General features: G+C 70.7%; 23 protein-coding genes. 10 read left to right on the top strand and 13 right to left on the bottom strand.

Features of this window, described 5'->3' with window-relative positions:
* Positions 1-5 precede the first annotated feature (5 nt).
* The 7 genes from mazG to Q7T09_RS00155 all read right to left on the bottom strand — a co-directional run bounded on the left by mazG (position 6) and on the right by Q7T09_RS00155 (position 7,094).
* Positions 6-806: a nucleoside triphosphate pyrophosphohydrolase gene (gene mazG, locus Q7T09_RS00185; protein WP_304696933.1), complete on the bottom strand. Its 801-nt coding sequence runs from the start codon at positions 804-806 to the stop codon at positions 6-8.
* Positions 807-1,132: 326 nt separating this feature from the next.
* Positions 1,133-1,630, bottom strand: a complete 498-nt coding sequence (locus Q7T09_RS00180; RefSeq protein WP_304696932.1) for a hypothetical protein — start codon at positions 1,628-1,630, stop codon at positions 1,133-1,135.
* Positions 1,631-1,725: 95 nt separating this feature from the next.
* Positions 1,726-2,082 (bottom strand): hypothetical protein, encoded by a 357-nt coding sequence (locus Q7T09_RS00175; protein ID WP_304696931.1) that lies wholly within the window; start codon positions 2,080-2,082, stop codon positions 1,726-1,728.
* A 229-nt stretch (positions 2,083-2,311) separates the two neighbouring features.
* A complete protein-coding gene (locus tag Q7T09_RS00170) occupies positions 2,312-2,521 on the bottom strand; it encodes a cold-shock protein (RefSeq protein WP_304696930.1) in 210 nt (69 codons plus the stop codon).
* Between the two features lie 235 nt (positions 2,522-2,756).
* On the bottom strand, positions 2,757-3,842 hold the full coding sequence (locus Q7T09_RS00165) for a carotenoid 1,2-hydratase (RefSeq protein WP_304696929.1): 1,086 nt from the start codon (positions 3,840-3,842) through the stop codon (positions 2,757-2,759).
* The gene (locus Q7T09_RS00160) at positions 3,842-6,418 is read right to left on the bottom strand and encodes an FtsX-like permease family protein (RefSeq protein WP_304696928.1); all 2,577 of its coding nucleotides are present in this window, start codon (positions 6,416-6,418) and stop codon (positions 3,842-3,844) included. The genes Q7T09_RS00165 and Q7T09_RS00160 overlap by 1 nt, the downstream gene beginning before the upstream one ends.
* Entirely contained in the window at positions 6,408-7,094 is a 687-nt protein-coding gene (locus Q7T09_RS00155; protein WP_304696927.1) for an ABC transporter ATP-binding protein, read from the bottom strand. Before Q7T09_RS00155 ends, Q7T09_RS00160 begins: the two co-directional genes overlap by 11 nt.
* A gap of 86 nt (positions 7,095-7,180) precedes the next feature.
* On the opposite strand from Q7T09_RS00155, the gene Q7T09_RS00150 reads away from it, so the two are divergent.
* The 10 genes from Q7T09_RS00150 to Q7T09_RS00105 all read left to right on the top strand — a co-directional run bounded on the left by Q7T09_RS00150 (position 7,181) and on the right by Q7T09_RS00105 (position 19,343).
* Positions 7,181-7,738: a molybdenum cofactor guanylyltransferase gene (locus Q7T09_RS00150; RefSeq protein ID WP_304696926.1), complete on the top strand. Its 558-nt coding sequence runs from the start codon at positions 7,181-7,183 to the stop codon at positions 7,736-7,738.
* A 111-nt stretch (positions 7,739-7,849) separates the two neighbouring features.
* Entirely contained in the window at positions 7,850-8,428 is a 579-nt protein-coding gene (locus tag Q7T09_RS00145; protein WP_304696925.1) for an ANTAR domain-containing response regulator, read from the top strand.
* A complete protein-coding gene (locus Q7T09_RS00140; RefSeq protein ID WP_304696924.1) occupies positions 8,425-9,483 on the top strand; it encodes a CmpA/NrtA family ABC transporter substrate-binding protein in 1,059 nt (352 codons plus the stop codon). The genes Q7T09_RS00145 and Q7T09_RS00140 overlap by 4 nt, the downstream gene beginning before the upstream one ends.
* Before the next feature lie 213 nt (positions 9,484-9,696).
* The gene (locus Q7T09_RS00135; protein ID WP_304696923.1) at positions 9,697-10,920 is read left to right on the top strand and encodes a NarK/NasA family nitrate transporter; all 1,224 of its coding nucleotides are present in this window, start codon (positions 9,697-9,699) and stop codon (positions 10,918-10,920) included.
* 5 nt (positions 10,921-10,925) lie between these two features.
* Positions 10,926-13,394 (top strand): nitrite reductase large subunit NirB, encoded by a 2,469-nt coding sequence (gene nirB, locus Q7T09_RS00130; RefSeq protein WP_304696922.1) that lies wholly within the window; start codon positions 10,926-10,928, stop codon positions 13,392-13,394.
* Entirely contained in the window at positions 13,391-13,732 is a 342-nt protein-coding gene (locus Q7T09_RS00125; protein WP_304696921.1) for a nitrite reductase (NAD(P)H) small subunit, read from the top strand. The genes nirB and Q7T09_RS00125 overlap by 4 nt, the downstream gene beginning before the upstream one ends.
* A gap of 1 nt (position 13,733) precedes the next feature.
* Positions 13,734-16,409 carry a nitrate reductase gene (locus Q7T09_RS00120; protein WP_304696920.1) on the top strand — a complete coding sequence of 892 codons (2,676 nt, stop codon included), beginning with the start codon at positions 13,734-13,736 and terminating at the stop codon, positions 16,407-16,409.
* Positions 16,410-16,422: 13 nt separating this feature from the next.
* Positions 16,423-17,190, top strand: coding sequence for a uroporphyrinogen-III C-methyltransferase (cobA, locus tag Q7T09_RS00115; RefSeq protein WP_304696919.1), 768 nt, complete (start codon positions 16,423-16,425; stop codon positions 17,188-17,190).
* A 14-nt stretch (positions 17,191-17,204) separates the two neighbouring features.
* Positions 17,205-17,810: a hypothetical protein gene (locus Q7T09_RS00110; RefSeq protein WP_304696918.1), complete on the top strand. Its 606-nt coding sequence runs from the start codon at positions 17,205-17,207 to the stop codon at positions 17,808-17,810.
* 168 nt (positions 17,811-17,978) lie between these two features.
* Positions 17,979-19,343 (top strand): NAD(P)/FAD-dependent oxidoreductase, encoded by a 1,365-nt coding sequence (locus tag Q7T09_RS00105; protein ID WP_304696917.1) that lies wholly within the window; start codon positions 17,979-17,981, stop codon positions 19,341-19,343.
* Here Q7T09_RS00105 and Q7T09_RS00100 read toward each other — a convergent pair.
* The 6 genes from Q7T09_RS00100 to Q7T09_RS00075 form a co-directional block, all read right to left on the bottom strand.
* Positions 19,340-19,924, bottom strand: coding sequence for a phosphoribosylglycinamide formyltransferase (locus Q7T09_RS00100; RefSeq protein ID WP_304696916.1), 585 nt, complete (start codon positions 19,922-19,924; stop codon positions 19,340-19,342). The two genes, Q7T09_RS00105 and Q7T09_RS00100, sit on opposite strands and share 4 nt — an antisense overlap.
* Before the next feature lie 17 nt (positions 19,925-19,941).
* A complete protein-coding gene (locus Q7T09_RS00095; protein WP_304696915.1) occupies positions 19,942-20,766 on the bottom strand; it encodes an MBL fold metallo-hydrolase in 825 nt (274 codons plus the stop codon).
* A complete protein-coding gene (locus tag Q7T09_RS00090; RefSeq protein ID WP_304696914.1) occupies positions 20,763-21,539 on the bottom strand; it encodes a TatD family hydrolase in 777 nt (258 codons plus the stop codon). Before Q7T09_RS00090 ends, Q7T09_RS00095 begins: the two co-directional genes overlap by 4 nt.
* A 7-nt stretch (positions 21,540-21,546) precedes the next feature.
* Positions 21,547-22,545, bottom strand: a complete 999-nt coding sequence (locus Q7T09_RS00085; RefSeq protein ID WP_304696913.1) for a DNA polymerase III subunit delta' — start codon at positions 22,543-22,545, stop codon at positions 21,547-21,549.
* Entirely contained in the window at positions 22,538-23,185 is a 648-nt protein-coding gene (gene tmk, locus Q7T09_RS00080; protein WP_304696912.1) for a dTMP kinase, read from the bottom strand. Before tmk ends, Q7T09_RS00085 begins: the two co-directional genes overlap by 8 nt.
* Positions 23,186-23,224: 39 nt before the next feature.
* On the bottom strand, positions 23,225-24,249 hold a 1,025-nt coding region (locus Q7T09_RS00075), incomplete at its 5' end, for a septal ring lytic transglycosylase RlpA family protein (RefSeq protein ID WP_370689176.1).

Below are 24,249 nucleotides of genomic sequence, written 5' to 3'. Positions count from 1 at the left end.
GGGGCCTAACCCCGCTCCGCCGCCTTGGCCGCGTCCCACAGGGCGTCCATCTCGGCCAGGTCCGACTGATCGGGAGTCTTGCCCCGCGCCTTCAGGGCCGCCTCGATGAAGCGGAAGCGGCGGGCGAACTTGGCGTTGGTGGCGCGGACGGCGTCCTCCGGATCGATCTCCAGGGTGCGCGCGATATTGGCCACGACGAAGAGCACATCCCCCAGCTCGTCGCGGGCCTTGGCCAGGTCGCCGGCCGCGATCTCGGCCTTCAGCTCGGCGACTTCCTCATCCAGTTTCTCCAGCACCTGGTCCACCGTGGGCCAGACGAAGCCCACCCCGGCGGCGCGCCGTGAGAGCTTCACAGCCCGGGTCAGGCCCGGCAGGCCGACGGGGACGTCGTCCAGCAGGCTCTGGTCGCGACCCTTGCCGGCGCGCTCCTTGGCCTTGATCACCTCCCAGGCGCGGGTCTGCTCGGCGCTGCTGCGCTGGGCCTCCTGGCCGAACACGTGGGGGTGTCGGCGGATCATCTTCTCGGAGATGGCGGTGGCCACGTCGTCGAAGGAAAAGGCGCCCTGTTCCTCGGCCATCCGGGCGTGGAAAACCACCTGCAGCAGCAGGTCCCCCAGTTCGTCGCGCAGGTCGGTCAGGTCGCCTCGCTCAATGGCGTCGGCCACCTCATAGGCCTCCTCCACCGTATAGGGGGCGATGGTGGCGAAGGTCTGCTCCAGGTCCCACTCGCAGCCGCCGTCCGGGTCCCGCAGGCGGGCCATGATAGCCAGCAGGCGGTCGATAGGGCGCAGGTCGGTGTCGCGCATGGAGATCCTCGGTTGGGTCGCGGTCCGACAGCGGACGTCCCTGTGGCGCGGCGGGATAGGCCGCCCGCGAAGGCGGCGATCTGACCGCGCGGAGCGCGTCGAGGCAAGGTCGTATTGGGTAGTAGGTGGGCGGATATCGCGCCGCACCGCCAGGGCGTGTAGAGGCGCCGTAAAACAAGTCCGCGCCAGGATGGATCGCACGACCCACCACAATGCGACCATGGTGGAGGAGACCAACCGCGCCAATCACGCCCTGGCCGGCCAGGCCGAGGAGCTGAACGGGATGGTGGCGCGCTTCGGCGCCGGGCCCCTCCGGCAAGCGCGGTTCAGCGGGCGGCGTAGGTCTCGCCGCGGCCAAAGCGATAGGCGAAGCGGTCGAAGGCGTAGTTGGCGTCGGCCCAGGTCGGTTTGCGCCAGGCTTCGCGAATGTCGCTCTCGTACCATTGGAAGTGGATGGGCGTGACCTCGCCCTCGACGGAGACGGCCTGGCCATCCACGGTGGCGCCGCCGATCCCGAAGCTCTCATAGGAGAGGCCGGGCTTCTTGCCGAGCTGGCGCATGGTGGGCCGGTTCGGCTTCACGTCGGTGAGCACCAGCTCCATCCGGCCGCCGGCCAGGACGCCGGTGCGTTCCAGCTCGCGCAGGACATCCCGGCGCAGTTCCGCGGCCAGGCGCTGAATGTCCTTTTCGCCGAGATCCTCGACGGCCTTCTTCTGAAGTTCAGGACCGATCTGGACGTCGACGCTGGCCACGGTGGAGAACGGGGCGGCGGCGGCTGAACCCGCGGTCAGGACGGCGATGGCGGAGGCGATGAGCAGGCGCATGGCGGGCTCCGGGTCAGACGCAAAACCGGGGCGGACCAAGCCGCCCCGCCGCCATGAAGGCCCGCAAGCGTGACCTTACTGTGGCGAAGCCGGCCTCAGGCGGCCGTGGCCGCGGCGACCTTCGGCTTGGCCTTGGCGCGGGTCTTCTTGACCTTCACGGGCGGAGCCACCGGCTCCGGCTCGGGCTGAGGATCGAGATCCAGCACGCTGACCGGGATGTTGCCGACGATGACCCGCACGCCCACGAATCGCATCTGGCCATCGACGAAGCTGACTTCGTCCAAGCCGACATCGGGGCTGCGCTTGATGAGGGATTCGTCACGGAAGGTCAGGCGCAGGGCCATGGTCTCGCGCGAGACGCCGTCGGCCTCGCCCTTCGCGACAGCGTCACGAAGATCGTCGATGGTGGGTCCGCGGGTGTTCACCGGTGAGACCTTGTAGGACTTGATCATAGTTCGCCTTTCTTCCCCGATTGGCCCCACAAGGCGCGGGACGCGGTTCGGGCAGGTCGGCGGGGTGGGCGAGTCGCCGACAGGGCCCCTATGCGGAGCGACCTGCAACATAGCACGAACCCGGCCCGCCGGGGGGTCTTTGTCGTAGAACCGACAAAAGAAAACGGGCCGGCGCGAGGCCAGCCCGTCTGACGTTCAGAGCTCCGCTCAGGCGGACGCTCGGCTCGTCTTAAGCCGCAGTGAGTTGCCCGGCGGACATCTTGCCGCTGCGCTGGTCACGCTCGAGCTCGTAGCTCAGCTTTTGACCCTCATGGATCGAGCCGAGGGTCGAACGTTCAACGGCCGAAATGTGGACGAACACGTCGCCGCCGCCATTTTCAGGCTCGATAAAGCCGAAGCCCTTTTGGGCGTTGAACCACTTAACAGTTCCGGTAGCCATAGTCGTTTAGTCCTAGCAATAGTGTATTCGGCTGGCAAAGCGCCGCCGCAGAATCAAAGTTCATGATGGTAGGGAGGGTAACTTCGGGGCTCCACCAGGGTGGGCCGAAATCGCAAGCCGCGCCAAATCGAAATTCGATGGGGCGCGTATCCCATGAATAGGCAGGATTGGCAAGGATTCATTGGCGATAACGCTGGGTACCGACGCGAAAGTCTAAGTCACCAAGCGTTAGTCCTCACATCTTCAGGGGCGAAACATAGCCGGTAAGCTCAAGATAGCCTCGCGCGCCAGGGGCCCGAACCGCTCCCTCCCAATAGACCGGACCGCCCGTCCGTCGGCTGTCCAGTTCCTGGTCTTCGAACAGTGGGGTCAGCCGCCAGCGCCGCTCGCCGGTCGGAGTGCGCACCACCAGCTCGCGCTGCACAGGATAGCGGCCTCCGGTGCGCGGCGAACGCCAGACCCGCTCCGTGCCGAAGCTCACGTCGCCAGGGCCCAGGTGCGCCGTCGATCCATCGGCGGCCCGCAGCGAGCCCCCCGCCCAAACCGTCTGACCCGCGGCGTCGCGCACCCGGAACGCCGTCAGGGCGCCGCCGTCGTCGAGGTTGAGCCCCACCCAGTCCCAGCCCACGGCCTTGGGATCCAGCAGGGTGGAGGACCATTCGTGGTCGAGCCAGGCCTCGCCGGTCACCTTCACCCGCCTGCCGCCCTGGATCACGCTCCCCGACACCTTCAGGTGCGGCAGGCTGTAGTAATGGCTGGCCTGGGAGGGCAGGGGTCCCTTGCGGCTGAAGCCCCGGTCGCCCTGCAGCAGGACCGGCTGACTGGGCGCGAAGGCGAGGTCCAGGGTGAAGTCGGCGGCCTTGGCGCGGGCCTGGAAGCGATTGTCCGGCCCCCGCGCCAGCCGCCAATCATCGATGACGATGTCGGCGTCGCCGACCTTGGCCTGCGCCAGGCCAAGTCCCTGCCGCGCCATCCGGCCGTCGTGAAGCAGTTTGCCGAGCTTGGGGTCCGAGAGGCCGGCATGGGCGAAGAGAATCTGTTTGGGCGCGAAGGCGCTGGGATTGCGCTGGTCCACCGACAGGCGGCTTCGGAAGAAGGTGACCTGGAACCCCAGGTCGCGGCCATCCTGCGTCTTCAGCCAGCCGGTGACGTACCACCACTCGGTCCGGTAGTCGGGATGGGCGCCGTGGTCGGCCGGGAATCTCAGGGCCTGGTCGGGACGGACAGGCGGGAACACCGGCATCACCGGAGCGTCCGGCGCCGCGGCCATGAGCAGGGCCGCCAGCAAGGCCAGGCCCACTCGCTTGAGACGTCGGGCCATCACCAATCCTCCCGCACGGCGCGCACCGCATCGCCCGACAGGGCGCGGCGCCCGGCCAGGACCGCCGTGCCGGCGCCGGCCGCCACCAGGGCCACCGCCAGGCTGGCGAACAGGCCAAGCGGCAATCGGGTCTCCATCGTCCAGTGGAAGGACTGCGGATTGACCACGTGGATCAGCACCTGGCTCATGGCCAGGCCAAGGCCCAGGCCGGCGATCACCCCCACTGCCCCCAGCAGCGCGCCCTCGGCCGCCAGCATGGCCATCACCTGTCGGCGCAGGACGCCGACATGGCGCAGCATGCCGAACTCCTTGGTGCGCGCCAGCGTCTGGGCCGAGAAGGTGGCCGCCACCCCGGCCAGTCCGACGACGATGGCGATGGCTTCCAGGGCATAGGTCAGGGCGAAACTGGAATCGAACAAGCGCAGGGCGAGCGCCCGCATCTGTCGGGTCTCGAAGAACTGCACCTGGGCGGCGAGCGGCGCGGGCAACAGGGCCCGCAGGGTCCTCGTCGCCTGGGCCGGGGTGACGCCGGGCGCAAGGTCGAGGGAGGCCTCGGTGCGCAGGTCATCCCCGGTCAGGCGGGTGTAGTCGGCCCCGTCCATGGCGATGGCGCCGGCCTGGCGGGCGTAGTCGCGCCAGATTCCCCCGATGAAGACCTGCGAGCTTCCGCCCCCCAGCGGCAGGATCATTCGCTCGCCCACCTTGCGGCCATAGAGCCGGGCGGCGGGTTCGGAGAGCCAGACCGGCGTCACCCCCGCCGGCGCCTGGGCCACGGCGCCGATCATCGGCAACTTGTCGGCGGGCTGGTCGCGATCCACCGGCCGCACCAGCAGGATCAGGGGCGGCATGTCCGGCGACAGCCTCACCGGCAGGGTCTTCTGGAACAGGACCGCGTCCACCCCCGGCGCGGCGGCGAGCTTGGCCCGCAGGGCGGGATCGAAGCCGCCGCTCTCCACCCGGAACAGCAGGTCCGAGGGCAGGATGTCGTTCAGCCAGTCGTCCACCGAGCCGCGCAGGCTGGCCACCATCACCGCCATGGCCACCATCAGGCTGGTGCTGGCCACGATGCCGCACAGGGCCACGGCGGCCTGGGCCGGCGCGCCCCAGAGCCGCTGGATCGCCAGGTCCAGGACCAGGACCCGCCGCGCCGGACCGCGCAGGGGCGAGAGCAGCACCCGCGCCAACCAGGGCATGGCCGCCACGCCGCCGGCCAGCATCAGGCCGATGGAGAGATAGCCGAACAGCGGCAGGCCGCCGATCGCCGGCAGGAAGGCCGCCAGGGTCCCGGCCGCCAGCAGGCCGACGCCCCACCAGGCGGCGGGCCGGGCGTCGGGATCGTTGCGATCGCCGATGTCCTTCAGGGCGATGCCCGGCTGGGCGCGAGCGGCCTCCATCGCCGGCAGCAGGCTGCCGATCAGGGCCGCGGCCAGGCCAAGGACGAAGAAGATCAGGGCGGGCAGGGGCGTGATCACCAGGTCCGGCGTCGTGCCGCGGAAATAGCCGCCGCCCAGGTCGCCCCCGAGGAATTTCAGCGTGCCGACCGCCACGCCAAGTCCGAGCGCCAGACCGAGGACCGCCCCGACCCCTCCCACGAGAGCCCCCTCAACGAAGACCTGGGCCAGCAGGCCGCGGCGCTCCAGACCCAGGACCCGCAGCAGGGCGAACTGCGGCCGGCGGCGCGCCACCGACAGCGACTGGGCCGAATAGACCAGGAATCCGCCGGTCAGCAGGGCCATCAGGGCCAGCATCTCCAGATTGACCCGATAGGCCTTGGTGAGGTTGTCGCCGCGCCGGGCCTCGGACTGGGCGGTGACGATCTGGGCGTCGGCGGGCAGGCGCGCGCGCAGGGCCGCCTGCACCGCCTGCGGATCGGCGCCGGGGGCGAACTTCAGGTCGATGCGCTGCAGGCGGCCGAGGCTGCCGAACAGCCATTGGGCGGTGGCGATGTCGATTACCGCGATCTGCTGCTCGGAGGACGCCTGGGACAAGACCCCGGCCACCCCGAAGGTCACTGTCCGACCGGCCGCCGTCAGGGTGACGGTCTCCCCCACCTTGCGCCCGCTGGCCGCCAAGGCCGCGGGCGACAGGGCGATGGCGCGGGGATCGAAGACGCTCTCGGGCACGAAGCCCCCCGCGCCCTCCGCCGCCCGGACCGCGCCGCGCCCCAGCAGGGTCGGCGTGACGGCGGCGGCCCGCAGGGGATCGATCCCCAGCAGGGTCAGGCCGCCGCCCTCAAGGGATTGGGACGGCCCGACTCCGAACCGGGCCCGCAGCTCCACGACCGGACTGGCCGCCGCGATCCCCGGCGCGCGGGCGAGGCTGGGATATAGGCCCTCATCGAAGCCCAGCGGCGTGGAGGAATGGACCTGCAGGTCGGCGTCGGCGTTCACCGTTCGGACCGCCTGGGCCAGTTCGTTCTGGGCCGAGCCATTGATCAGGTGGACGGCGAAACCCAGGGCCACGCCGATGGCGATGGCGAGCGCGGCGGTCGCCACCCGGCCGGGATGGGCGCGCCACTCCCCCACCATCATCCAGGCCAGCGCCGTGCGGCTGAGAGGCCGGCGTTCAGCCGTCATGGTGTGCGACCAGGCCCTCGCGGGTGAGGGTGAGGCTGCGGTCGGCCACCGCCGCGGCCCGCTCGGAATGGGTGACCAGGATCGCCGCGGCGCCGAAGCCGCGCACCTGGGCGACGAAGAGGTCGAGGATGCGCGCGGCGGTCTCCGGATCGAGATTGCCGGTAGGCTCGTCGGCCAGGACGAGGGCGGGGCGATGGACCAGGGCGCGGGCCAGCGCCACGCGCTGCAATTCGCCACCGGAGAGCTGGGCGGGACGGTCATTGGCGCGCCTGGTCAGGCCGATGGCGTCCAGCAGCGCGGTCGCCCGCCGGGTCGCCTCGCCGGCCTCCACTGACTGCAGGACCAGCGGCAGGGCGACATTCTGGGCCAGGGTCAGGTGAGGCAGGAGGTGGAAGGCCTGGAAGACGAAGCCGATCCGGTCGCGCCGAAGCCGTGTGCGGCCGTCGTCGTCGAGGCTCTGCAGCGCCGTTCCGTCGATCGCCACCTGGCCGCCGTCGGCCTGGTCCAGCCCTGCGATCAGGTTGAGCAGGGTCGACTTGCCCACCCCGGACTCCCCCATGACGGCGACGATCTCGCCAGGGGCGACCTGGAGGTCCAGCCCCTCGAACAGGACGCGGCCACCGGGGACCGACTTGCGCAGGGCGGTCAGGGACAGGACCGGGGACGAAGCACTCATGGCGCGCAAACTATCCCGAGCCGGGCGGCGCGCGCGCGGCCTTTCTGGCGGCTTGACCCTGCCTGGCGCGCCACGACACTGGCGCGATGTCCGACAACGCTCCCAACCGCCTCGGCGCGATTATCCTGACCGGGGGCGCCTCGCGCCGGATGGGGACCGACAAGGCCCTCCAGCTGTGGGGCGGGGTACGCGCCATCGACCGGGTGGTCACCCTGGCGCAGGGCGCGGGGGCAGCGCGGATCGTCACGGCGGGGGAGGGCGACTTCGGCCTGCCCCGCGCCCCGGACCCCGCGCCCTTCAGCGGTCCGGCGGCCGGCATCCTGGCCGGGCTGGCTTTGCTGGGCGAGGAGCTCACCCAGGTGCTGATCCTGGCGGTGGACGCCCCGACCCTGCGCGTTGAGGATCTGACCCGACTGCTGGCGGCCGCTGGTCCGGGCGCCGCCTTCGAGGGTTTCCCGGTTCCCATGGCGATCGATCCGGCCGCCGTCCCGACGGACCTGCGCCAGGACTGGCCGCTGCGGCGAATCGTCGAGCGCGCGGGCCTCGCCCAGCTGGCCGTGGCCGCCGACGCCGCGGACCGAATCCGCGGCGCCAACACGCCCGAGGAGCGGGCGCGGCTGCTGAGGGCCGCCGGACTGGGCTGATCGCCTGTTTTTCAGGCGATGGGCGCCTTCCGAATGGGCGACTTGCTCGTGTCATGCCCCGCCGACGCAGGCTAAGGCTTGGCGCCGCCTTCCCACAGCTAGAAGCGCCCCATGCGCGTCCTCGTCATAGATCCCGATCCAGCCCGCGCCGCGCTGGTGGCCGAAGGCCTGCAGGGCGTCGATCCCCTGGAGGTCCGGCAGGCGGCTGTCTTCGACGCCGAGGCGCTGGCCGGTTTCGCCCCCGATATCATCGTCATCGCCTGCGACAGCGCCGACCGCGACATCCTGGAGAGCCTGCGCGAGGCCGGCGAGACCAATCCCCGCCCCGTGGTGATGTTCGCCGACCGCTCCGAGCCGGGCCTGGCCGAGCAGGCGATCCGCGCCGGGGTGGCGGCCTATATCGTCGATGGCCTGGCGCCGGGACGGGTGCGCTCGATCCTGGAAGTGGCCATGACCCGCTTCTCCCTGATGCAGCAGCTGCGCGGCGACTTGGCCAAGGCCAAGGCCAACCTGGAGTCGCGCAAGGTGGTGGATCGGGCCAAGGGCCTGCTGATGAAGGAGCGCGGGCTGGACGAGGACGGCGCCTACAAGCTGCTGCGCAAGCTCGCCATGGACAAGGGCCGCCCGATCGGCGCGGTGGCCGCCGACCTGCTGGCCTTCGCGGGCGTGCTGAAGGGAGACGCCTCGTGACCGCCCTGACCCTGGGGTTCATCCCCCTGACCGATTGCGCGCCGCTGATCGTGGCCCAGGACCGGGGCCTGTTCGCCGCCGAGGGCCTGGACGTGGTCCTGAGCCGGGAAGCCTCCTGGGCCACCATCCGCGACAAGGTGATGGTGGGCGCCCTCGACGCCGCCCACATGCTGGCCCCCATGGCGCTCGCGGCCACCGCCGGAGTGGGCGAGCCGGCGGCGGCCATGCTGGCTCCCCTGGCCCTGGCCGTGAACGGGGCCGGCGTGACCCTCTCCAACCGCCTGATCCACGCCCTGCCCACCGGCGCCGAGACGCCGCAGGAGACCGCCGCGGCCCTGGCCGGCTTCATCGCCCAGCGGCGGGCCGGGGGCGAGCCGCCCCTGACCTTCGCCGTCGTCTTCCCGTTCTCGATGCACATGTACGCCCTGCGCTACTGGCTGGCCTCGGCAGGCGTCGACCCCGACCGCGACGTGCGGCTGGTGGTGGTGCCGCCGCCGCGCATGGTGGAGCAACTGCGCGCGGGCCAGGTGGACGGGATTTGCGTCGGCGCCCCCTGGAACACGGTGGCCAGCCGCGGCGGCCTGGGCCGGGTGGTGCTGCGCACCTCCAAGTTCTGGCCTGCCGGCCCCGACAAGGTGCTGGGTGTGACGGCGGACTTCGCCCGGCGCGAGCCGCGGCAGCTCCAGGCCCTGCTGCGCGCCCTGGTTCGGGCCCAGGCCTGGTGCGACGCGCCGGAGAACCTGCGGGAGCTGAGCGACCTCCTGGCCCGGCCGGAACATGTGGGCGCGGAAGCCGACGCTATCGCCCCGGCCATCTCCGATGAGCTCGTATTCCACCGCGACGGCGCCAGCGTGCCGCGGCTGGAGCACGCCCGCTGGTTCCTGGAGCAGATGCGCCGATGGAATCAGATCGGGCCGGATGTCGACCAAGGCGGCCTGGCGGCGGCCGTCTATCGCCCCGACCTGGCGCTTGAGGCCCTGCAGGCGACTGGACTCGGAACGGCGGCGCTGCCGGCCATGAGTCCCCTGTTCGACGGCGCCGCCCAGACCGCCTAGTTTTTCACCAGGGCGAGATTTTGGGCGCCTTTAAACTAGGCGGTCGAGCCGAACACCCTCGCCACACCCTCGCCACGCCTGACAGCGGCCATGTTGCAGTGCGTCATGAGCCCAGGCCCACGGACAACGACGTTCGCGGCTGATCGAGAAGACCGCTCGGATGCGGTCACCCCAACGGCGCTGTCGCCGCTCTCGTTCACCCGAGGTTTGTCCATGTTGATGCGTTCCTTCCTCAAGTCGGGCCACACCCCGACTCTGTTCGCCGCCTTTCTCTATTTCGACTTCAGCTTCATGGTCTGGGTGCTCCTGGGCCCGCTCGGCGTGGCGATCGCCGCCGAATTCCACCTCGATCCCGCCCAGAAGGGGCTGATGGTCGCCGTGCCGGTGCTGTCGGGCGCGCTGCTGCGCCTGGTGGCCGGGGTCCTGGTCGACCGCATCGGCCCCAAGCGCACCGGCCTCATCGGCCAGGCCGTCGTCCTCACCGGCCTGGCCACCGCCTGGCTGCTGGGGATCCACAACTATCACCAGGTCCTGGCCCTCGGCGTGCTGCTCGGCGTGGCCGGCGCCTCCTTCGCCGTCGCCCTGCCGCTGGCCTCGCGCTGGTATCCTCAGGAGCACCAGGGCCTGGCCCTCGGCATCGCCGGGGCCGGCAACTCGGGCACGGCGCTGGCGGCCCTGTTCGCCCCGCTGCTGGCCAAGACCTTTGGCTGGAGCAACGTCATCGGCCTGGCCATGCTGCCGCTGCTGGTGGCCTTCGTGGTCTACCTGCTGTTGGCGAAGGACGCCCCCGAACAGCCCGCCCCCAAGCGCCTCGGTGAGTATCTGGAGGTGCTGAAGGTCCCCGACGCCTGGTGGCTGATGCTGCTCTACAGCGTCACCTTCGGCGGCTTTGTAGGCCTGTCGTCCTCCCTCACCATCTACTTCAATTCGGAATATGGCCTGGACCCGGTGATCGCCGGCTTCTTCACCGCCGGTTGCGTCTTCGCCGGGTCCTTCGTCAGGCCGGTGGGCGGGGCCTTGGCCGACCGCTTCGGCGGGGTGCGGACCCTGATCGTGGTGCTGGGCCTCGCCGCCGTCGGCCTGGTGACCGCCAGCTTCCAGATGCCCAACGCCTGGCTGGCCCTGGTGGTGCTGCTGCTGAGCATGGCGGCCCTGGGCGCCGGCAACGGCGCGGTCTTCCAACTCGCCCCCCAGCGGTTCCGCAAGGAGATCGGGGTGATGACCGGATTCATCGGCATGACCGGCGGGATCGGCGGCTTCTATCTCGCCTCCACCCTCGGCATGGCGAAGAAACTGACCGGCACCTACCAGCTGGGATTCCTGGGCTTCGCCGCCCTGGCGCTGTTCGCCCTGGTGGCCCTGACCAGCCTCAAGAACCACTGGCGCGCGGTCTGGCCGACCCTGGCGCCCACCGACTCCGTTCCGGTCCGGGTCTGAGGGGCATGACCATGCAAACGTCCAAGCAACGACTCGTCGTCATCGGCAACGGCATGGCCGGCTGCCGGGTGGTGGAGGACATCCTCAAGCGCGATCCGGACCGCTACGAGATCACCATCTTCGGCGCCGAGCCGCGGGTGAACTACAACCGCATCATGCTCTCGCCGGTCCTGGCCGGAGAGAAGGCCTTCGAGGACATCGTCATCAATGACGAGGCCTGGTACCGCGAAAACGCCATCACCCTGCACGCCGGCCGCGCGGTGCTGGCCATCGACCGCGCCGGCAAGACCGTCACGGTGGAGGGCGGCCTCACGGTCGCCTACGACAAGCTGATCCTGGCCAGCGGTTCCGATCCGGTCCGCCTGCCGCTCCCCGGCGCCGACCTTGCGGGTGTGGTCACCTTCCGCGACCTGGACGATGTGGCCCAGATGGTCACCGCCGCCGAGGCGGGCGGGCAGGCCGTGGTGATCGGCGGCGGCCTGCTGGGGCTGGAGGCCGCCTATGGCCTGGCCCGCCGCGGCATGAAGGCCACCGTCGTCCACCTGATGGACGTGCTGATGGAGCGCCAGCTCGACTCCGCCGCGGGCTTCCTGCTCACCGAGGCCCTGGCCCAGCGCGGGGTGGAGACCGTGCTCTCGGCCCAGTCCGAGGCCATCCTCGGCCAGGACGGCAAGGTCAGCGGCCTGAAGCTGCAGGACGGCCGGGTGCTGCCCTGTTCGATCCTGATCATGGCCGTGGGCATCCGCCCCAATACGGCGCTCGCCAAGGCCTCCGGTCTCGCCGTCGGCCGCGGGGTCGTGGTCGATGACCAGATGCGCACCGACGATCCCGACATCTATGCGGTGGGGGAATGCGCCGAACACCGGGGCGTCGCCTACGGCCTGGTGGCCCCCATCTGGGACATGTGCAAGACGCTGGCCGCCGCTCTGACCGGCGACGAGGCCAGCGCCTATGGCGGCTCCATGCTCTCGACCCGGCTGAAGGTCTCGGGCGTCGACGTCTTCTCGGCCGGCGCCTTCGCTGGCGGCGAGGCCTGCGAGGACATCGTGTTCCGCGACGCCGGGCGCGGGGTCTACAAGCGCGTGGTGCTGGAGAACGGCAAGGTCGCCGGCGCCGTCCTGTTCGGCGACGCCACCGACGGCGGCTGGTACTTCGACCTGATGCGCTCACGCGCCGACGTCAGCGGTATCCGCGAGACCCTGATCTTCGGCCAGGCCATCACGGAGGGCCTGGCGGGTCTGGACCCTAGTTCGGCCGTTGCGGCCATGTCCGACGACCAGGAGGTCTGCGGCTGCAACGGCGTGTGCAAGGGCCAGATCACCGGCGCCATCACGGGGCAGGGGCTCTCGACCCTGGACGCGGTCCGCGCGGTCACCAAGGCCTCGGCTTCCTGCGGCTCCTGCACCCCGCTGGTGGAAAAGCTGCTGAAGCTGACCCTGGGCGACGGCTTCCAGGTCCAGACTGGCCCCGCGCCGATGTGCAAGTGCACCAGCCACACCCACGACGTGGTCCGCCGGGCCATCCTTGAGGGCGAGCTGAAATCCATGCCGGCCATCCATCAGGCCCTGGAATGGACGACGCCCGATGGCTGCGCCTCGTGCCGGCCGGCGCTGAACTACTACCTGCTGTGCGCATGGCCGGGGGCCTACCAGGACGACAAGCAGTCGCGGTTCATCAACGAACGGGTCCACGCCAACATCCAGAAGGACGGGACCTATTCCGTCGTGCCACGCATGTGGGGCGGCATGACCTCGCCGGCCGAACTGCGGGCCATCGCCGACGTGGCCGACAAGTTCTCGATCCCCGCGGTCAAGGTCACCGGCGGCCAGCGGATCGATTTGCTGGGGGTCAAGAAGGACGACCTGCCGGCAGTCTGGGCCGATCTCAACGCGGCCGGCATGGTCTCCGGCCACGCCTACGCCAAGGGCCTGCGCACGGTGAAGACCTGCGTCGGTTCCGACTGGTGCCGATTCGGCACCCAGGACTCCACGGGCCTCGGCATCCGGCTGGAGAAGTTCATGTGGGGCTCCTGGACCCCGGCCAAGGTCAAGCTGGCGGTCTCCGGCTGCCCCCGCAACTGCGCCGAGGCCACCTGCAAGGACGTCGGCGTGGTCTGCGTCGACAGTGGCTTCGAGATCCATGTCGGCGGCGCGGCCGGCCTGCACATCCGCGGCACGGAAGTCCTCACCAAGGTCGCCACCGAGGATGAGGCCGTCTGGACCATCTGCGCGCTGGTTCAGCTCTATCGCGAGCAGGGCTGGTACCTGGAGCGGATCTACAAGTGGATGGACCGCGTCGGCCTGGACGCCATCAAGGCGGCCCTGGCCGAGCCCGACGACCGCCGGGCGCTCTACGACCGCTTCGCCTATTCGCAGCGTTTCGCCCGCATGGACCCCTGGGCCGAGCGGGTCGCCGGCCGTCACACCGACGAATTCACCCCCCTCAGCCGCCGCCTGGAGTTCGAACCCGCATGAACGCCATCGTCAGAGAACCCGTCTGGATCGATGTCGGCGCCGTCACCGACATCCCCCGCCGGGGCGCCCGGCGCCTGCCCAGTCCGCGGGGCGACGTCGCCATCTTCCGCACCGGCGACGGCGCCGTCTTCGCCCTGATGGACGCCTGCCCGCACAAGGGCGGTCCGCTCAGCCAGGGCATCGTCCACGGCCAGTCGGTGACCTGCCCCCTGCACGGCCGGGTCATCGACCTGGCCACCGGGGAGGGGGTCGGCGCCGACAAGGGCGGCGGCTGCGCCCCGGTCGTGCCCCTGGAGGTGCGCGACGGCCGCCTGCTGTTGCGCCTCGACAGGATCTAGCGTGGCCGACGGCGCCCTGACCCCGGCGACAGCCACCACCTGCCCCTATTGCGGGGTCGGGTGCGGCGTCGAGGCGCGCGCCGAGGGGCGGACCCTGGCGGTGAGCGGCGACCTACGCCACCCGGCCAACGCCGGCCGCCTCTGCTCCAAGGGCTCGGCCCTGGGGGCGACGGTGGGCCTGGAGGGCCGGCTGCTCGCCCCGATGATCGGCGAGCGCGAGGCCAGCTGGAGCGAGGCGACGACCCTGGTGGCGCGGCGCTTCAGCCAGACCATCGCCCGGCACGGCCCGGACTCGGTGGCCTTTTATGTCTCGGGCCAGCTGCTCACAGAGGACTACTACGCCGCCAACAAGCTGATGAAGGGCTTCATCGGCTCGGGCAATATCGACACCAATTCCCGGCTCTGCATGGCCTCGGCGGTGGCGGCCCACAAACAGGCCTTCGGCGCCGATTTGGTGCCCGGCTGCTACGAGGATCTCGACCTCGCCGACCTGGTGGTGTTCAGCGGCCACAACGCGGCCTGGACCCATCCGGTGCTGTTCCGGCGCATGGAGGCGGCGCGGGGCAGGGGGCAGCGGCACGTCGTCATCGACCCGCGCCGCACCGACACCGCCGAGGTGGCCGACCTGCACCTGCCCCTGGCCCCCCAGATGGACGTGCGGCTCTGGAACGGCCTGCTGGCCGACCTGATCGGCCGCGGCGCGGTCGACCGGGCCTATATCGCCGAGCATGTGAACGGCTTCGCCGCCGTGGAGGCCGCGCTCTCCGAGGCCGACCAGTCCCTCTCGGCCGTCGCCGCCGACTGCGGCCTGGCCCTGGCCGATCTTGAGGCCTTCTACCGGATGTTCGCGGAGACGCCGAGGACCGTCAGCCTGTTCTCCATGGGCGCCAACCAGTCGGCGCAGGGGGTGGCCAAGGGCCTGGCGATCCTCAACGCTCACCTGGCCACCGGCCGGATCGGCAAGCCCGGCGCGTGCCCCTTCTCCATCACCGGACAGCCCAACGCCATGGGCGGGCGCGAGACCGGCGGCATGGCCAACACCCTGGCCGGTCACATGGACTTCGCCCCCGCCGATGTCGCCCGCGTGGCCCGCTTCTGGGGCGCGCCCGCCACCGCGGTCAAGCCCGGCCTGAAGGCGGTGGACATGTTCGAGGCGGTCCACGACGGGCGCATCAAGGCCATCTGGGTCATGGCCACCAACCCGGCGGTCAGCATGCCGGACGCCACCCGGGTCCGCGAGGCGCTGGCCAACTGCCCCTTCGTGGCGGTCTCCGACGGCATGGCCGACACCGACACCATGGCCTTCGCCCACGTGAAGCTGCCGGCCCTGGCCTGGGGCGAGAAGGACGGCACTGTCACGAATTCGGAGCGCCGGATCTCCCGCCAGCGCGCCCTGTTCCCGCCACCCGACCAGGCGCGCCCGGACTGGCGGATCATCGCCGAGGTGGCCGACGCCATGGGGTTCGGCGACGCCTTCTCCTGGACCAGCCAGGCCAGCGTCTTCCGCGAGTGGGCGCGCCTGACCGCCTTCGAGAACACCGACCGCACCCTCAACCTCTCGGGCCTCGTGGGTCTATCCCGCGATGAGTATGACGGGTTGCGCCCCGTCCAGTGGCCGGTGGCCGCCGACCGCGACGGCACGCCGCGCCTGTTCACCGACGGGCGCTTCCAGACCCCGGACGCGCGGGCCAACATGGTCCCGGTCCAGCCCAGGGGCCCGGCCAGCGCCTGCGATCCGGCCTATCCGCTCTCCCTGAATACCGGCCGCATCCGCGACCAGTGGCACACCCTGACCCGCACCGGCCTGGCGGCCGACCTGTGGCGCCATGCCCCCGAGCCCTTTGTCGAGATCCACCCGGAGGACGCCGCCGCGGTCGGCGTGGGGGAGGGGGCGCTCACTCGCATCCAGACGGCGCGGGGGGAGGCAGTGGCCGTCGCCCGCCTCACCGACCGCCAGCGGCGGGGCGGCGTCTTCATGCCCATGCACTGGACCGACGCCTACGCCCCGTCCGGCCGCTCCAACCCCCTGATCGCCCCCAACATCGACCCCACCTCGGGCCAGCCGGAGTTCAAGCACACTCCCGCGCGGGTGCGGGCCTATCGCGAGACCTGGAAGGGTTTCCTGATCGCCCGCCAGGCCTTCGCGGCCCCCGAGGGCGCCGACCTGATCTGGCGGCGCATCCCCCAGACCGCCTGCACCCTGCACGAGTTCGCCGGCCGCGGTGACGAGACCGAGCGCGAACACCTCCGCCGCGCCCTGGGCGAACCGGCCGGGGAACTGCTGACCTATGGCGACCCCGCCACCGGCGCGCGCCGGGAGGCCTGGATCGCCGGCGGCCGACTTGAGCGGGTGCTGTTCATCGCCACCGCCGGCGCCCTGCCGCCCCGCGACTGGCTGGCGGAGCTGTTCGAACACACGACCCTTCCTCCGGAGGCCCGCGCCACCCTGCTGTTCGGCCGTCCGCCCGGGCCGGTGATCGACAAGGGCCCCACGGTCTGCGCCTGCCTGAAGGTCGCCGCCCGCACCATCGACCAGGCCGTCCAGGCCGGCGCCGCCACGGTCGAGGCCGTCGGAGCGGCCACCGGCGCCGGGACCAACTGCGGGTCCTGCCGGCCCGAGATCGCCCGCCGCCTCGCCGCTTTCACCCCCGTTCGGGAGACCCAGGATGCCGCATGACATGGGACATGACATGGGAGAGGTTCTGCTGGTGGGCGCCGGCCCGGGACCGGTCGACCTGATGACCGTCCGCGCCCTGCGCGCCGTGGAGAGCGCCCAGGCCCTGCTCTATGACGCCCTGGTGGGGGCGGAGATCCTCGACCTGGCGCCCCAGGGCTGTATCCGCATCCAGACGGGCAAGCGCGCCGGGCGAACCAGCATGAAGCAGGAGACCATCAACCGCCTGATGCTGCGCCTGGCCCGCCGGGGTCTGCGCGTGGTGCGCCTGAAGGGCGGCGATCCGTCGATCTTCGGCCGGGTGGGGGAGGAGCGCGCCTTCCTGCAGGGCCACGGCGTGCCGGTGCAGATCGTGCCGGGCGTCACCGCGGCCTGCGCGGCGGCCGCCCAGTTCGGCTTCCCCCTGACCCATCGCGGCCAGGCGCGCCGCGTGGTGTTCACGACCGCCAGGCTTGAGGCCGGCAAGCTGGCCCTGGACTGGCGCGCCGCCGCCGATCCGGAGGCGACCTTGGCCATCTATATGGGCGGCGGCGCGGCCCAGGCTCTGAGCGAGGCCCTGATCGCCGCCGGTCGCGCGGCTTCGACCCCGGTCCTGGCGGTGGAGAGCGCCGGCGAGCCCCAGGCGCGCCTCGCCAGCGGCCGGTTGGACGGCCTCGGGGCGCTGTGCGCCCCGGTCAATGGCGGGCCGGTGCTGATCGTGGTGGGGGAGGTGGCCGCCCTGGCCGACGGCGCCCTCGACAGCTTGGCCTTTGACGGATCACCCTTGGAGCAACGCACCGCCTGAGTCCCGGAGACAGCATGGACATCGCCGCCTATGTCGACCGCTGGCGGACCTCGCCCTTTGGGTGCCTGACCGACTCGCCCTGGACCGTGACCCAGGCGGCGGAAGCCCACGTCGCCGCCGCGATCGCCGGCCTGACGGCCCCCTATGTGGTTAACGGCGAAGTGGCGATTCACGCCTCGGCCACCGTCGAGGCCGGCGCGGTCGTTAAGGCCCCCGCCATCATCGGTCCGCGTTGCTTCGTGGCCGCCGGCGCCTATCTGCGCGGCGGGACCTTCCTGGACGAGGACTGCATCGTGGGGCCGGGCGCGGAGCTGAAGACCAGCTTCATGTTCAAGGGCTCCAAGCTGGCCCACCTCAACTTCGTCGGCGACTCCATCCTGGGAGCCGGGGTCAACATCGAGGCCGGGGCCATCGTCGCCAACTACCGCAACGAGCTGGAGGACAAGGCGATCCGTATCGTCGCGGACGGCCGGATCATCGAGACCGGCGTCGACAAGTTCGGCGCTCTGCTGGGGGACGGCGCGCGCGTTGGCGCCAATGCGGTGATCGCGCCGGGCGCGGTGATCGCCCGCAGCGCCCGCGTGCCCAGGCTTTCCCTGGTGGACCAATATCCGCGCTGAGGGGACGGCGTGGCCCAGGGGGACCGTGGATCGCCATATCCATTCCTCGCCTAAGGAATATTATCGGAAATTGGAGAATGGCGCTGCGGCATGCCGTTGGGTGACCTTTGACGGCCCCAGGCCCGCTGCCTAGGCTCGCCAGCCGAACAGAAGTCCAGGAGTTCCGCCGTGAGCCCATTGCCCAAGGCCTGCATCATCGGCGCCGGCTGCTCCGGATTCACGACCGCTAAGCGGTTGAAGGATTTCGGGATTCCCTACGACTGCTTCGAGGTCTCCGACGACATCGGCGGCAACTGGTACTTCAAGAACCCCAACGGCATGTCGGCCTGTTACGAGAGCCTGCACATCGACACCTCGAAATGGCGCCTGGCCTTCGAGGATTTCCCGGTCCCGGCCGACTGGCCCGATTTCCCGCATCACGCCCAGCTGCTGCAGTATTTCAAGGACTATGTCGACCACTTCGGCTTGTGGGAGAGCATCACCTTCAACACCGGCGTCGAAAAGGCCCGGCGCACGCCCGATGGCCTGTGGTCGGTGACGCTTTCCACTGGTGAAACAAGAATCTACGACGCGCTCTTCGTCTGCAACGGGCACCACTGGAGCCCGCGGATCCCGGAGTATCCGGGCGAGTTCGACGGCCCGGCCTTCCACAGCCACGCCTATTGCGACCCCTTCGATCCCGTCGACATGCGCGGCAAGAACGTCGTGGTGGTGGGCATGGGCAATTCGGCCATGGACATCGCCTCGGAGCTGTCCCAGAGGCCCATCGCCAAGACCCTGTGGGTTTCGGCCCGGCGCGGGGTCTGGGTGATGCCCAAGTACATGAACGGCAAGCCGGCCGACAAGGCGTCGATGCCCGCCTGGATGCCCCGCAAGCTGGGCCTGGCCATGGCCCGCAAAATGATCAAGAAAACCCTTGGAAACATGGAAGATTATGGTCTTCCAAAGCCGGACCACGAGCCCCTGGAGGCCCACCCCTCGGTGAGCGGCGAGTTCCTCACCCGCGCCGGCTGCGGCGACATCAAGTTCAAGCCGGCCATCAAGGCCCTGGAGGGTAAGCGCGTCCGCTTCGCCGACGACAGCATCGAGGACGTGGACGCCATCGTCTTCGCCACCGGTTACGACATGCGCTTCCCGTTCTTCGACGATCCGGACCTGGTCCCGGACGCCGATCACCGCCTGCCCCTGTTCAAGCGGATGATGAAGCCCGGCGCGCCGAACCTGTTCTACATGGCGCTAGCCCAGCCCCTTCCGACCCTGGTGAATTTCGCCGAACAGCAGAGCAAGCTGGCCGCAGCCTATCTGGCCGGCCGCTACCTGCCGCCCTCGCCCGCCGAGATGGAGAAGATCATCGTCAAGGACGAGCAGACCCATCTGGGCCAGTACTACCAGTCCAAGCGCCACACGATTCAGGTCGACTTTGGGACCTATGTCGACGACCTGCACCGGGAGATCGCCCGCGGCGAGAAGCGCGCCCGGGCGGCGGGAAACCCCCTGCCCGTTCCGGCCCGCGCCAGCCTCGCGGCGGCCTAATCCGGCAGGGCCAGCTCGCCGGCGGCGATGGCCTGAAGGGTCTCGACGAAGAACAGCGGCTCCAGGGTCGTGATCCGCGCCTCCAGGCTGTCGACGGTCTCGCCGGGGTTCAGGGCCAGGTCCCGGCGCGCCAGGATGGGGCCACGGTCGTACTCCTCGTCCACCAGGTGGATGGTGACGCCGCTGGCCGGGACGCCGGCGGCGATCACCGCCTCATGCACGCGCCGGCCATACATCCCCTCCCCGCCGAACTCCGGCAGGCGCCCGGGGTGGATGTTGAGGATGCGGTTGCGGTAACGGGCCAGGGTCGCGGGCCCCAGCTTGCGCAGATAGCCCGACAGCACGATCAGCTCGACCCCGGCGGCCGTCATGGCGTCGCGCAAGGCCAGGTCGGCCGCCTCGGGATCCTTCTCCGTCGGCAGGCAGAGGCTCTCGATCCCGTGGGTCTGGGCGAACTCGAGGGCTGCGGACTTCCGGTTGTTGCTCACGACCAGACGCGCCGCCGCGGGCAGGGTCCCGGCGCCGATCGCCGCCACGACAGCCCGCATGGACGAGCCATTTCGTGAGGCGATAAAACCCATCTTAAGCGGCGGTATAGTCAAAGGAACCTACCACCCACTTCATGTTGGAATCTCAGGCCGTCATAGGCCGGCTCGACCCCGTCGGGAAGTTGCGCCTTCAGGTCTTCGTAGTCCAGGTCGATATGCATGTTGGTGAGGATGGCGCGCCGGGGCCGCAGGCGCTCGATCCAGTGCAGGGTCCGCTCGACGTGGGCGTGGGTCGGGTGGGGCCGCCAGCGCAGGGCGTCGACGATCCAGACGTCGAGGTCGCTCAGGGCCTCGAAGGCCGCGTCGTTTAGGTCCACCACGTCGCTGGAATAGGCCACGCCCCCGAACCGGTAGCCCACCGAGCGCACCAGGCCATGGTCCTGGTCGAAGGTGACCACGGGGATCACCCCCGAGGGGCCATCCACGCGCCAGGGTTCGCCGTGCGGCGGAATCGGCTGCAGGTCGGCGATGGGGGGATAGCCCCCCTCCCCCTCGAAGATGTAGCCGAAGCGGCGGCGGGCCGAGATCGCGGTGGCCTGGTCGCTGTGGCAGGGAATCCGCGTCCTCTGGCCGATGGCGAAGGCGCGGATGTCGTCGATGCCGTGGATCTGATCGGCATGGTCGTGGGTCAACAGCACGGCGTCCAGCCGCCGCACCCCGGCGTCGGAGGTCTGACCCACCAGGTCCGGCGAGGTGTCGACGATCACCGTGGTTGAACTCTCGGCGCTCTCCCCGGGGCGGCGGACCAGCAGGGAGCAACGCCGCCGCCGGTTCTTCGGATTGGCGGGGTCGCAGGCGCCCCAGTCGCCGTCGGCCCGCGGCACCCCGCCGGAGGAGCCGCAGCCCAGGATGGTGAACTCCAGCACGCCGCTCACGGGCGGGGAATCCGCTCAAACAGATTAAAGAAGGCGGTCTCGGTCCGCGCCTCGGCCTCGTCCCGCGACCAGCCGCGAATCTCCGCCAGCTTGACCAGGACCTCGGGCAGATAGGCCGGCTCGTTGCGCCGTCCGCGATGGGGAACCGGCGCCAGGTAGGGGCAGTCGGTCTCCACGATGATCCGGTCGGAGGGCATATCGCGCACGACGGACCGCACGTCCTCGGCGGCCTTGAAAGTGGCGATGCCGGAGACCGAGAACCAGGCGCCCAGGGCGGCGGCTCGGGCCGCGAGTTCCGCGCCGGAGGTGTAGCAGTGCATCAGGATGCGGAACGCCCCCTTGGCGTGCTCTTCCTCCAGCATGTCCCCCATCACCTCGTCGGCCTCGCGGGTGTGGACCACCAGGGGCAGGCCGGTCGCGCGCGCGGCGAGGATGTGCTGGCGGAAGACGGCGGCCTGGATGTCGCGGGGGCTGAGGTCGTAGTGGAAATCGAGCCCGGTCTCCCCGATCCCCACCACCCGTGGATCGGCGGCGTAGGCGATCAGGGCCTGGGCGGTCAGGTCGGTGTGATCCTTGGCCTCGTGGGGATGGGCGCCCACCGTGCACCAGATGTCCGGCTGGTCGGCCAGGGCGCGGACGGCTGGGAAGTTCGGGATCTTGTCGCAGATATTGACCATCAGCCCGACCCCCGCGGCGCGAGCGCGGGCGATCACGGCCTCGCGGTCCTCGTCGAATTGTGGGGCGTGCAGGTTGACGTGACTGTCGATCAGCATGACGGGCTCAGGCGCGCGCGGCGTCACGCAGTTCGGAAAGCGCCGTGAAGAGGGCGTCCGTGCGATCGAGGTTCACGGCTTCGACGTCGCGCGGCAGGCGCTGCAGCGTCTCCCACGCCGAGGCCCAGCGATCAAGGGCGCCATGGCCCTCATTGGCCCGGGCCAGGACCTGGGCGTGGACCCGCTCGGCCAGGCGCTCGAACAGCAGGTTGAACTGGTTGGCGCCCTCCCCCCCGCGGAACCTGTCTGCGAGGGACAGGGCGGCGGCCTCGTCGATCTTCGGCAGGTCACGCAGCAGCTCCTTGGCCGCGTCGTCGATGGCCACGGCGCCGGCGTTGGCCAGCGCCCAGGCCCGGCCCGGCGCCCCGCCCGACATCCGCGCCAAGCGGATGGCGTCCTCGGCGTTGGCCTGGGTGTGGGCCTGGACGAAGGCCGCGGTCTCGGCCTCCGGCAGGCCGTGGAAGGCGAGCCTGCGGCAGCGCGAGCGGATGGTGGGCAGCAGCCGGCCCGGCGAATGGGAGACCAGCAGCAGCACCCCGCTGGGGGGCGGCTCCTCCAGGGTCTTGAGCACGGCGTTGGCGCTGTTGGCGTTCAGGTCGTCAGCGGCGTCGATGATCGCCACCCGGTGCGGGGCGCTGGCCGGGGACTTGGAGAAGAACTCCGACAGTTTGCGGGCCTCGTCCACCGGGATGACCTTGCGCGGCTTGCCGTCCTCACCGACCCGCTCCAGGACCAGGATGTCGGGGTGGGACCGCGCCATCATCTGGCGGCTCACAGGATGGTCCGGATCGGCGCCCAGCACGCCGTAGTCGGGCGCCGGCGGGGCGCCCAGCAACCGGCGCGCGGCGCGATAGGCGAAGGTGGCCTTGCCGACCCCCTCCGGTCCGGTCAGCAGCCAGGCATGGTGCAGCCGGCCGCGCGCACGGCTGGCCTCGAAGGCCTCTTCCGCGGCCTCGTGCCCCTGCAGGCGAAAGACGTCGCGGGGATGGGGGATCTCGTCAGCCATGGGGGTGCAACCGATCCGACACCGCCGTCCAGACATCCGACTCCACCGTCTCGATGGTCCCGGCGGCGTCCACCAGGACGCAGCGCTCCGGCTCGGCCGCGGCGATCTGCCGGAAGGCGGTCCGCAGGCGCTCGTGGAAGGCTAGGCCCTTGGACTCAAACCGCGTCTCGGCGTGGCCGGAGGCCTTGGCGTGGACCTCCGCCCGGGCCAGGCCGACATCCACAGGCAGATCGAACACCAGGGTCAGGTCGGGCCGCACCGTCCCCAGCACGTGGGTCTCCAGGGCGGCGATCAGCTCCGGCGCCACGTCGCCGGCCCCGCCCTGATAGGCGCGGGTCGAATCGGCGAAGCGGTCGCAGACCACCCAGGCGCCGCGCTCAAGGGCCGGCGTGATGGTGCGCTCGATGTGGTCCCGGCGGGCGCCGTACATCAGCAGGGTCTCGGTGATCGGGCTCCAGCGGTCGGCCGAACCGGTCAGAACCAGGGCGCGAATGGCCTCCGCGCCGGGCGAGCCCCCGGGCTCGCGGGTGGCGACCACCTCGATCCCGGCAGCGTCCAGCCGCGCGACAAGGCGCCGGACCTGGGTGGATTTCCCCGCCCCTTCCCCGCCTTCGAACGTGATGAACCTGCCGCGCGCCACGGGCGCAACATGGCGGCTCCGCGCCGTTTGTCCAGAACCCTAGAAGGGACGCAGCACCCGGGCCTCGGCGAAGCCGTAGGAGGCGACCTTGTCACGCAGGCCCCAGGCCTCGCCCTCGTCGGCTCCGCCCTGCAGGACGACGCGATAGAGGGTCACCCCGTCGGGGCGCTGCAGGGGCTCGATGGTGGCCACCCCGGCGCCGGATAGCTGGTTGGCGACCCGCTGGGCATTGGCCGGGTCACTGAAGGCGCCGGCCTGTACCCGGTAGGCGCTGGCCGCGACAACCTTCGGCGCGCCGCCGAACACCGGCGCCGCCGAGGAGACCGGCGGGATCTGGGTCGGTGCGATGGCCGCCCCGGTGATCGGCGGCAGGCTCGCCGAGGCCACGGCCACCGGGGTCGGCGGCGCATAGGCTGGCAGCGGCGGGGCGTAGGCTGGAAGGGTCGGCGGCGGCGTGGCGCCGGTAGCGTAGCGCATGCCGGTGTCGGGGCCGCCCAGGGTGGCGGGGCCGACATACTTCACCCGCACATTGGCCAGGCCCTTGCGGTCATAGCCGAGTTGGCGCGCCGCTTCGTGGCTGAGATCGATCACCCGGCCGCCGATAAAGGGGCCGCGGTCGTTGACCCGCACCTGAATCCTCTTGCCGTTGTCGAGGTTGGTCACCTCGACGATGGACGGCAGCGGCAGGGTCGTGTGCGCCGCCGACACCGCGTGCATGTCGAAGATCTCGCCATTGGCGGTCGGCTTCATGTGGAATTCGTCGCCGTACCAGGAGGCGACCCCGGTGGCGTCGTACTTCGGATCCTCGTGCGGGACGTACCAGACGCCGGCCACCTGATAGGGCGATCCCACCTTGTAGCGGCCCCCGGCCCCCGAGGGCGCCGTGCCCGGCGTGACGCCAGGCAGCTTGCTGGCCAGCCGCGGATGGGGCGTGGCGCAGGCCGCGAGCGCGGCGCTGGACATCAGGATGAGAACGAGCTTGCGCCCGACGGCGCTGTGGCGATGGGCGAGCATGGTCGCAGATCCTTCCTCCCGGACGCCCCCCAGCGCACGGTTCTTGCGCC

The organism is Phenylobacterium sp. (genome assembly GCF_030645195.1).
Taxonomy (GTDB): Bacteria; Pseudomonadota; Alphaproteobacteria; order Caulobacterales; family Caulobacteraceae; genus Phenylobacterium.
This window is presented reverse-complemented; position numbering and strand designations above follow the sequence as displayed.

What these genes read in the sequence shown, in the direction of transcription:
- mazG (WP_304696933.1), bottom strand. Translation starts at nt 806, where the DNA reads ATGCGCGACACCGACCTGCGCCCTATCGACCGCCTGCTGGCTATCATG.
- Q7T09_RS00180 (WP_304696932.1), bottom strand. Translation starts at nt 1,630, where the DNA reads ATGCGCCTGCTCATCGCCTCCGCCATCGCCGTCCTGACCGCGGGTTCA.
- Q7T09_RS00175 (WP_304696931.1), bottom strand. Translation starts at nt 2,082, where the DNA reads ATGATCAAGTCCTACAAGGTCTCACCGGTGAACACCCGCGGACCCACC.
- Q7T09_RS00170 (WP_304696930.1), bottom strand. Translation starts at nt 2,521, where the DNA reads ATGGCTACCGGAACTGTTAAGTGGTTCAACGCCCAAAAGGGCTTCGGC.
- Q7T09_RS00165 (WP_304696929.1), bottom strand. Translation starts at nt 3,842, where the DNA reads ATGGCCCGACGTCTCAAGCGAGTGGGCCTGGCCTTGCTGGCGGCCCTG.
- Q7T09_RS00160 (WP_304696928.1), bottom strand. Translation starts at nt 6,418, where the DNA reads ATGACGGCTGAACGCCGGCCTCTCAGCCGCACGGCGCTGGCCTGGATG.
- Q7T09_RS00155 (WP_304696927.1), bottom strand. Translation starts at nt 7,094, where the DNA reads ATGAGTGCTTCGTCCCCGGTCCTGTCCCTGACCGCCCTGCGCAAGTCG.
- Q7T09_RS00150 (WP_304696926.1), top strand. Translation starts at nt 7,181, where the DNA reads ATGTCCGACAACGCTCCCAACCGCCTCGGCGCGATTATCCTGACCGGG.
- Q7T09_RS00145 (WP_304696925.1), top strand. Translation starts at nt 7,850, where the DNA reads ATGCGCGTCCTCGTCATAGATCCCGATCCAGCCCGCGCCGCGCTGGTG.
- Q7T09_RS00135 (WP_304696923.1), top strand. Translation starts at nt 9,697, where the DNA reads ATGTTGATGCGTTCCTTCCTCAAGTCGGGCCACACCCCGACTCTGTTC.
- nirB (WP_304696922.1), top strand. Translation starts at nt 10,926, where the DNA reads ATGACCATGCAAACGTCCAAGCAACGACTCGTCGTCATCGGCAACGGC.
- Q7T09_RS00125 (WP_304696921.1), top strand. Translation starts at nt 13,391, where the DNA reads ATGAACGCCATCGTCAGAGAACCCGTCTGGATCGATGTCGGCGCCGTC.
- cobA (WP_304696919.1), top strand. Translation starts at nt 16,423, where the DNA reads ATGGGAGAGGTTCTGCTGGTGGGCGCCGGCCCGGGACCGGTCGACCTG.
- Q7T09_RS00110 (WP_304696918.1), top strand. Translation starts at nt 17,205, where the DNA reads ATGGACATCGCCGCCTATGTCGACCGCTGGCGGACCTCGCCCTTTGGG.
- Q7T09_RS00100 (WP_304696916.1), bottom strand. Translation starts at nt 19,924, where the DNA reads ATGGGTTTTATCGCCTCACGAAATGGCTCGTCCATGCGGGCTGTCGTG.
- Q7T09_RS00090 (WP_304696914.1), bottom strand. Translation starts at nt 21,539, where the DNA reads ATGCTGATCGACAGTCACGTCAACCTGCACGCCCCACAATTCGACGAG.
- Q7T09_RS00085 (WP_304696913.1), bottom strand. Translation starts at nt 22,545, where the DNA reads ATGGCTGACGAGATCCCCCATCCCCGCGACGTCTTTCGCCTGCAGGGG.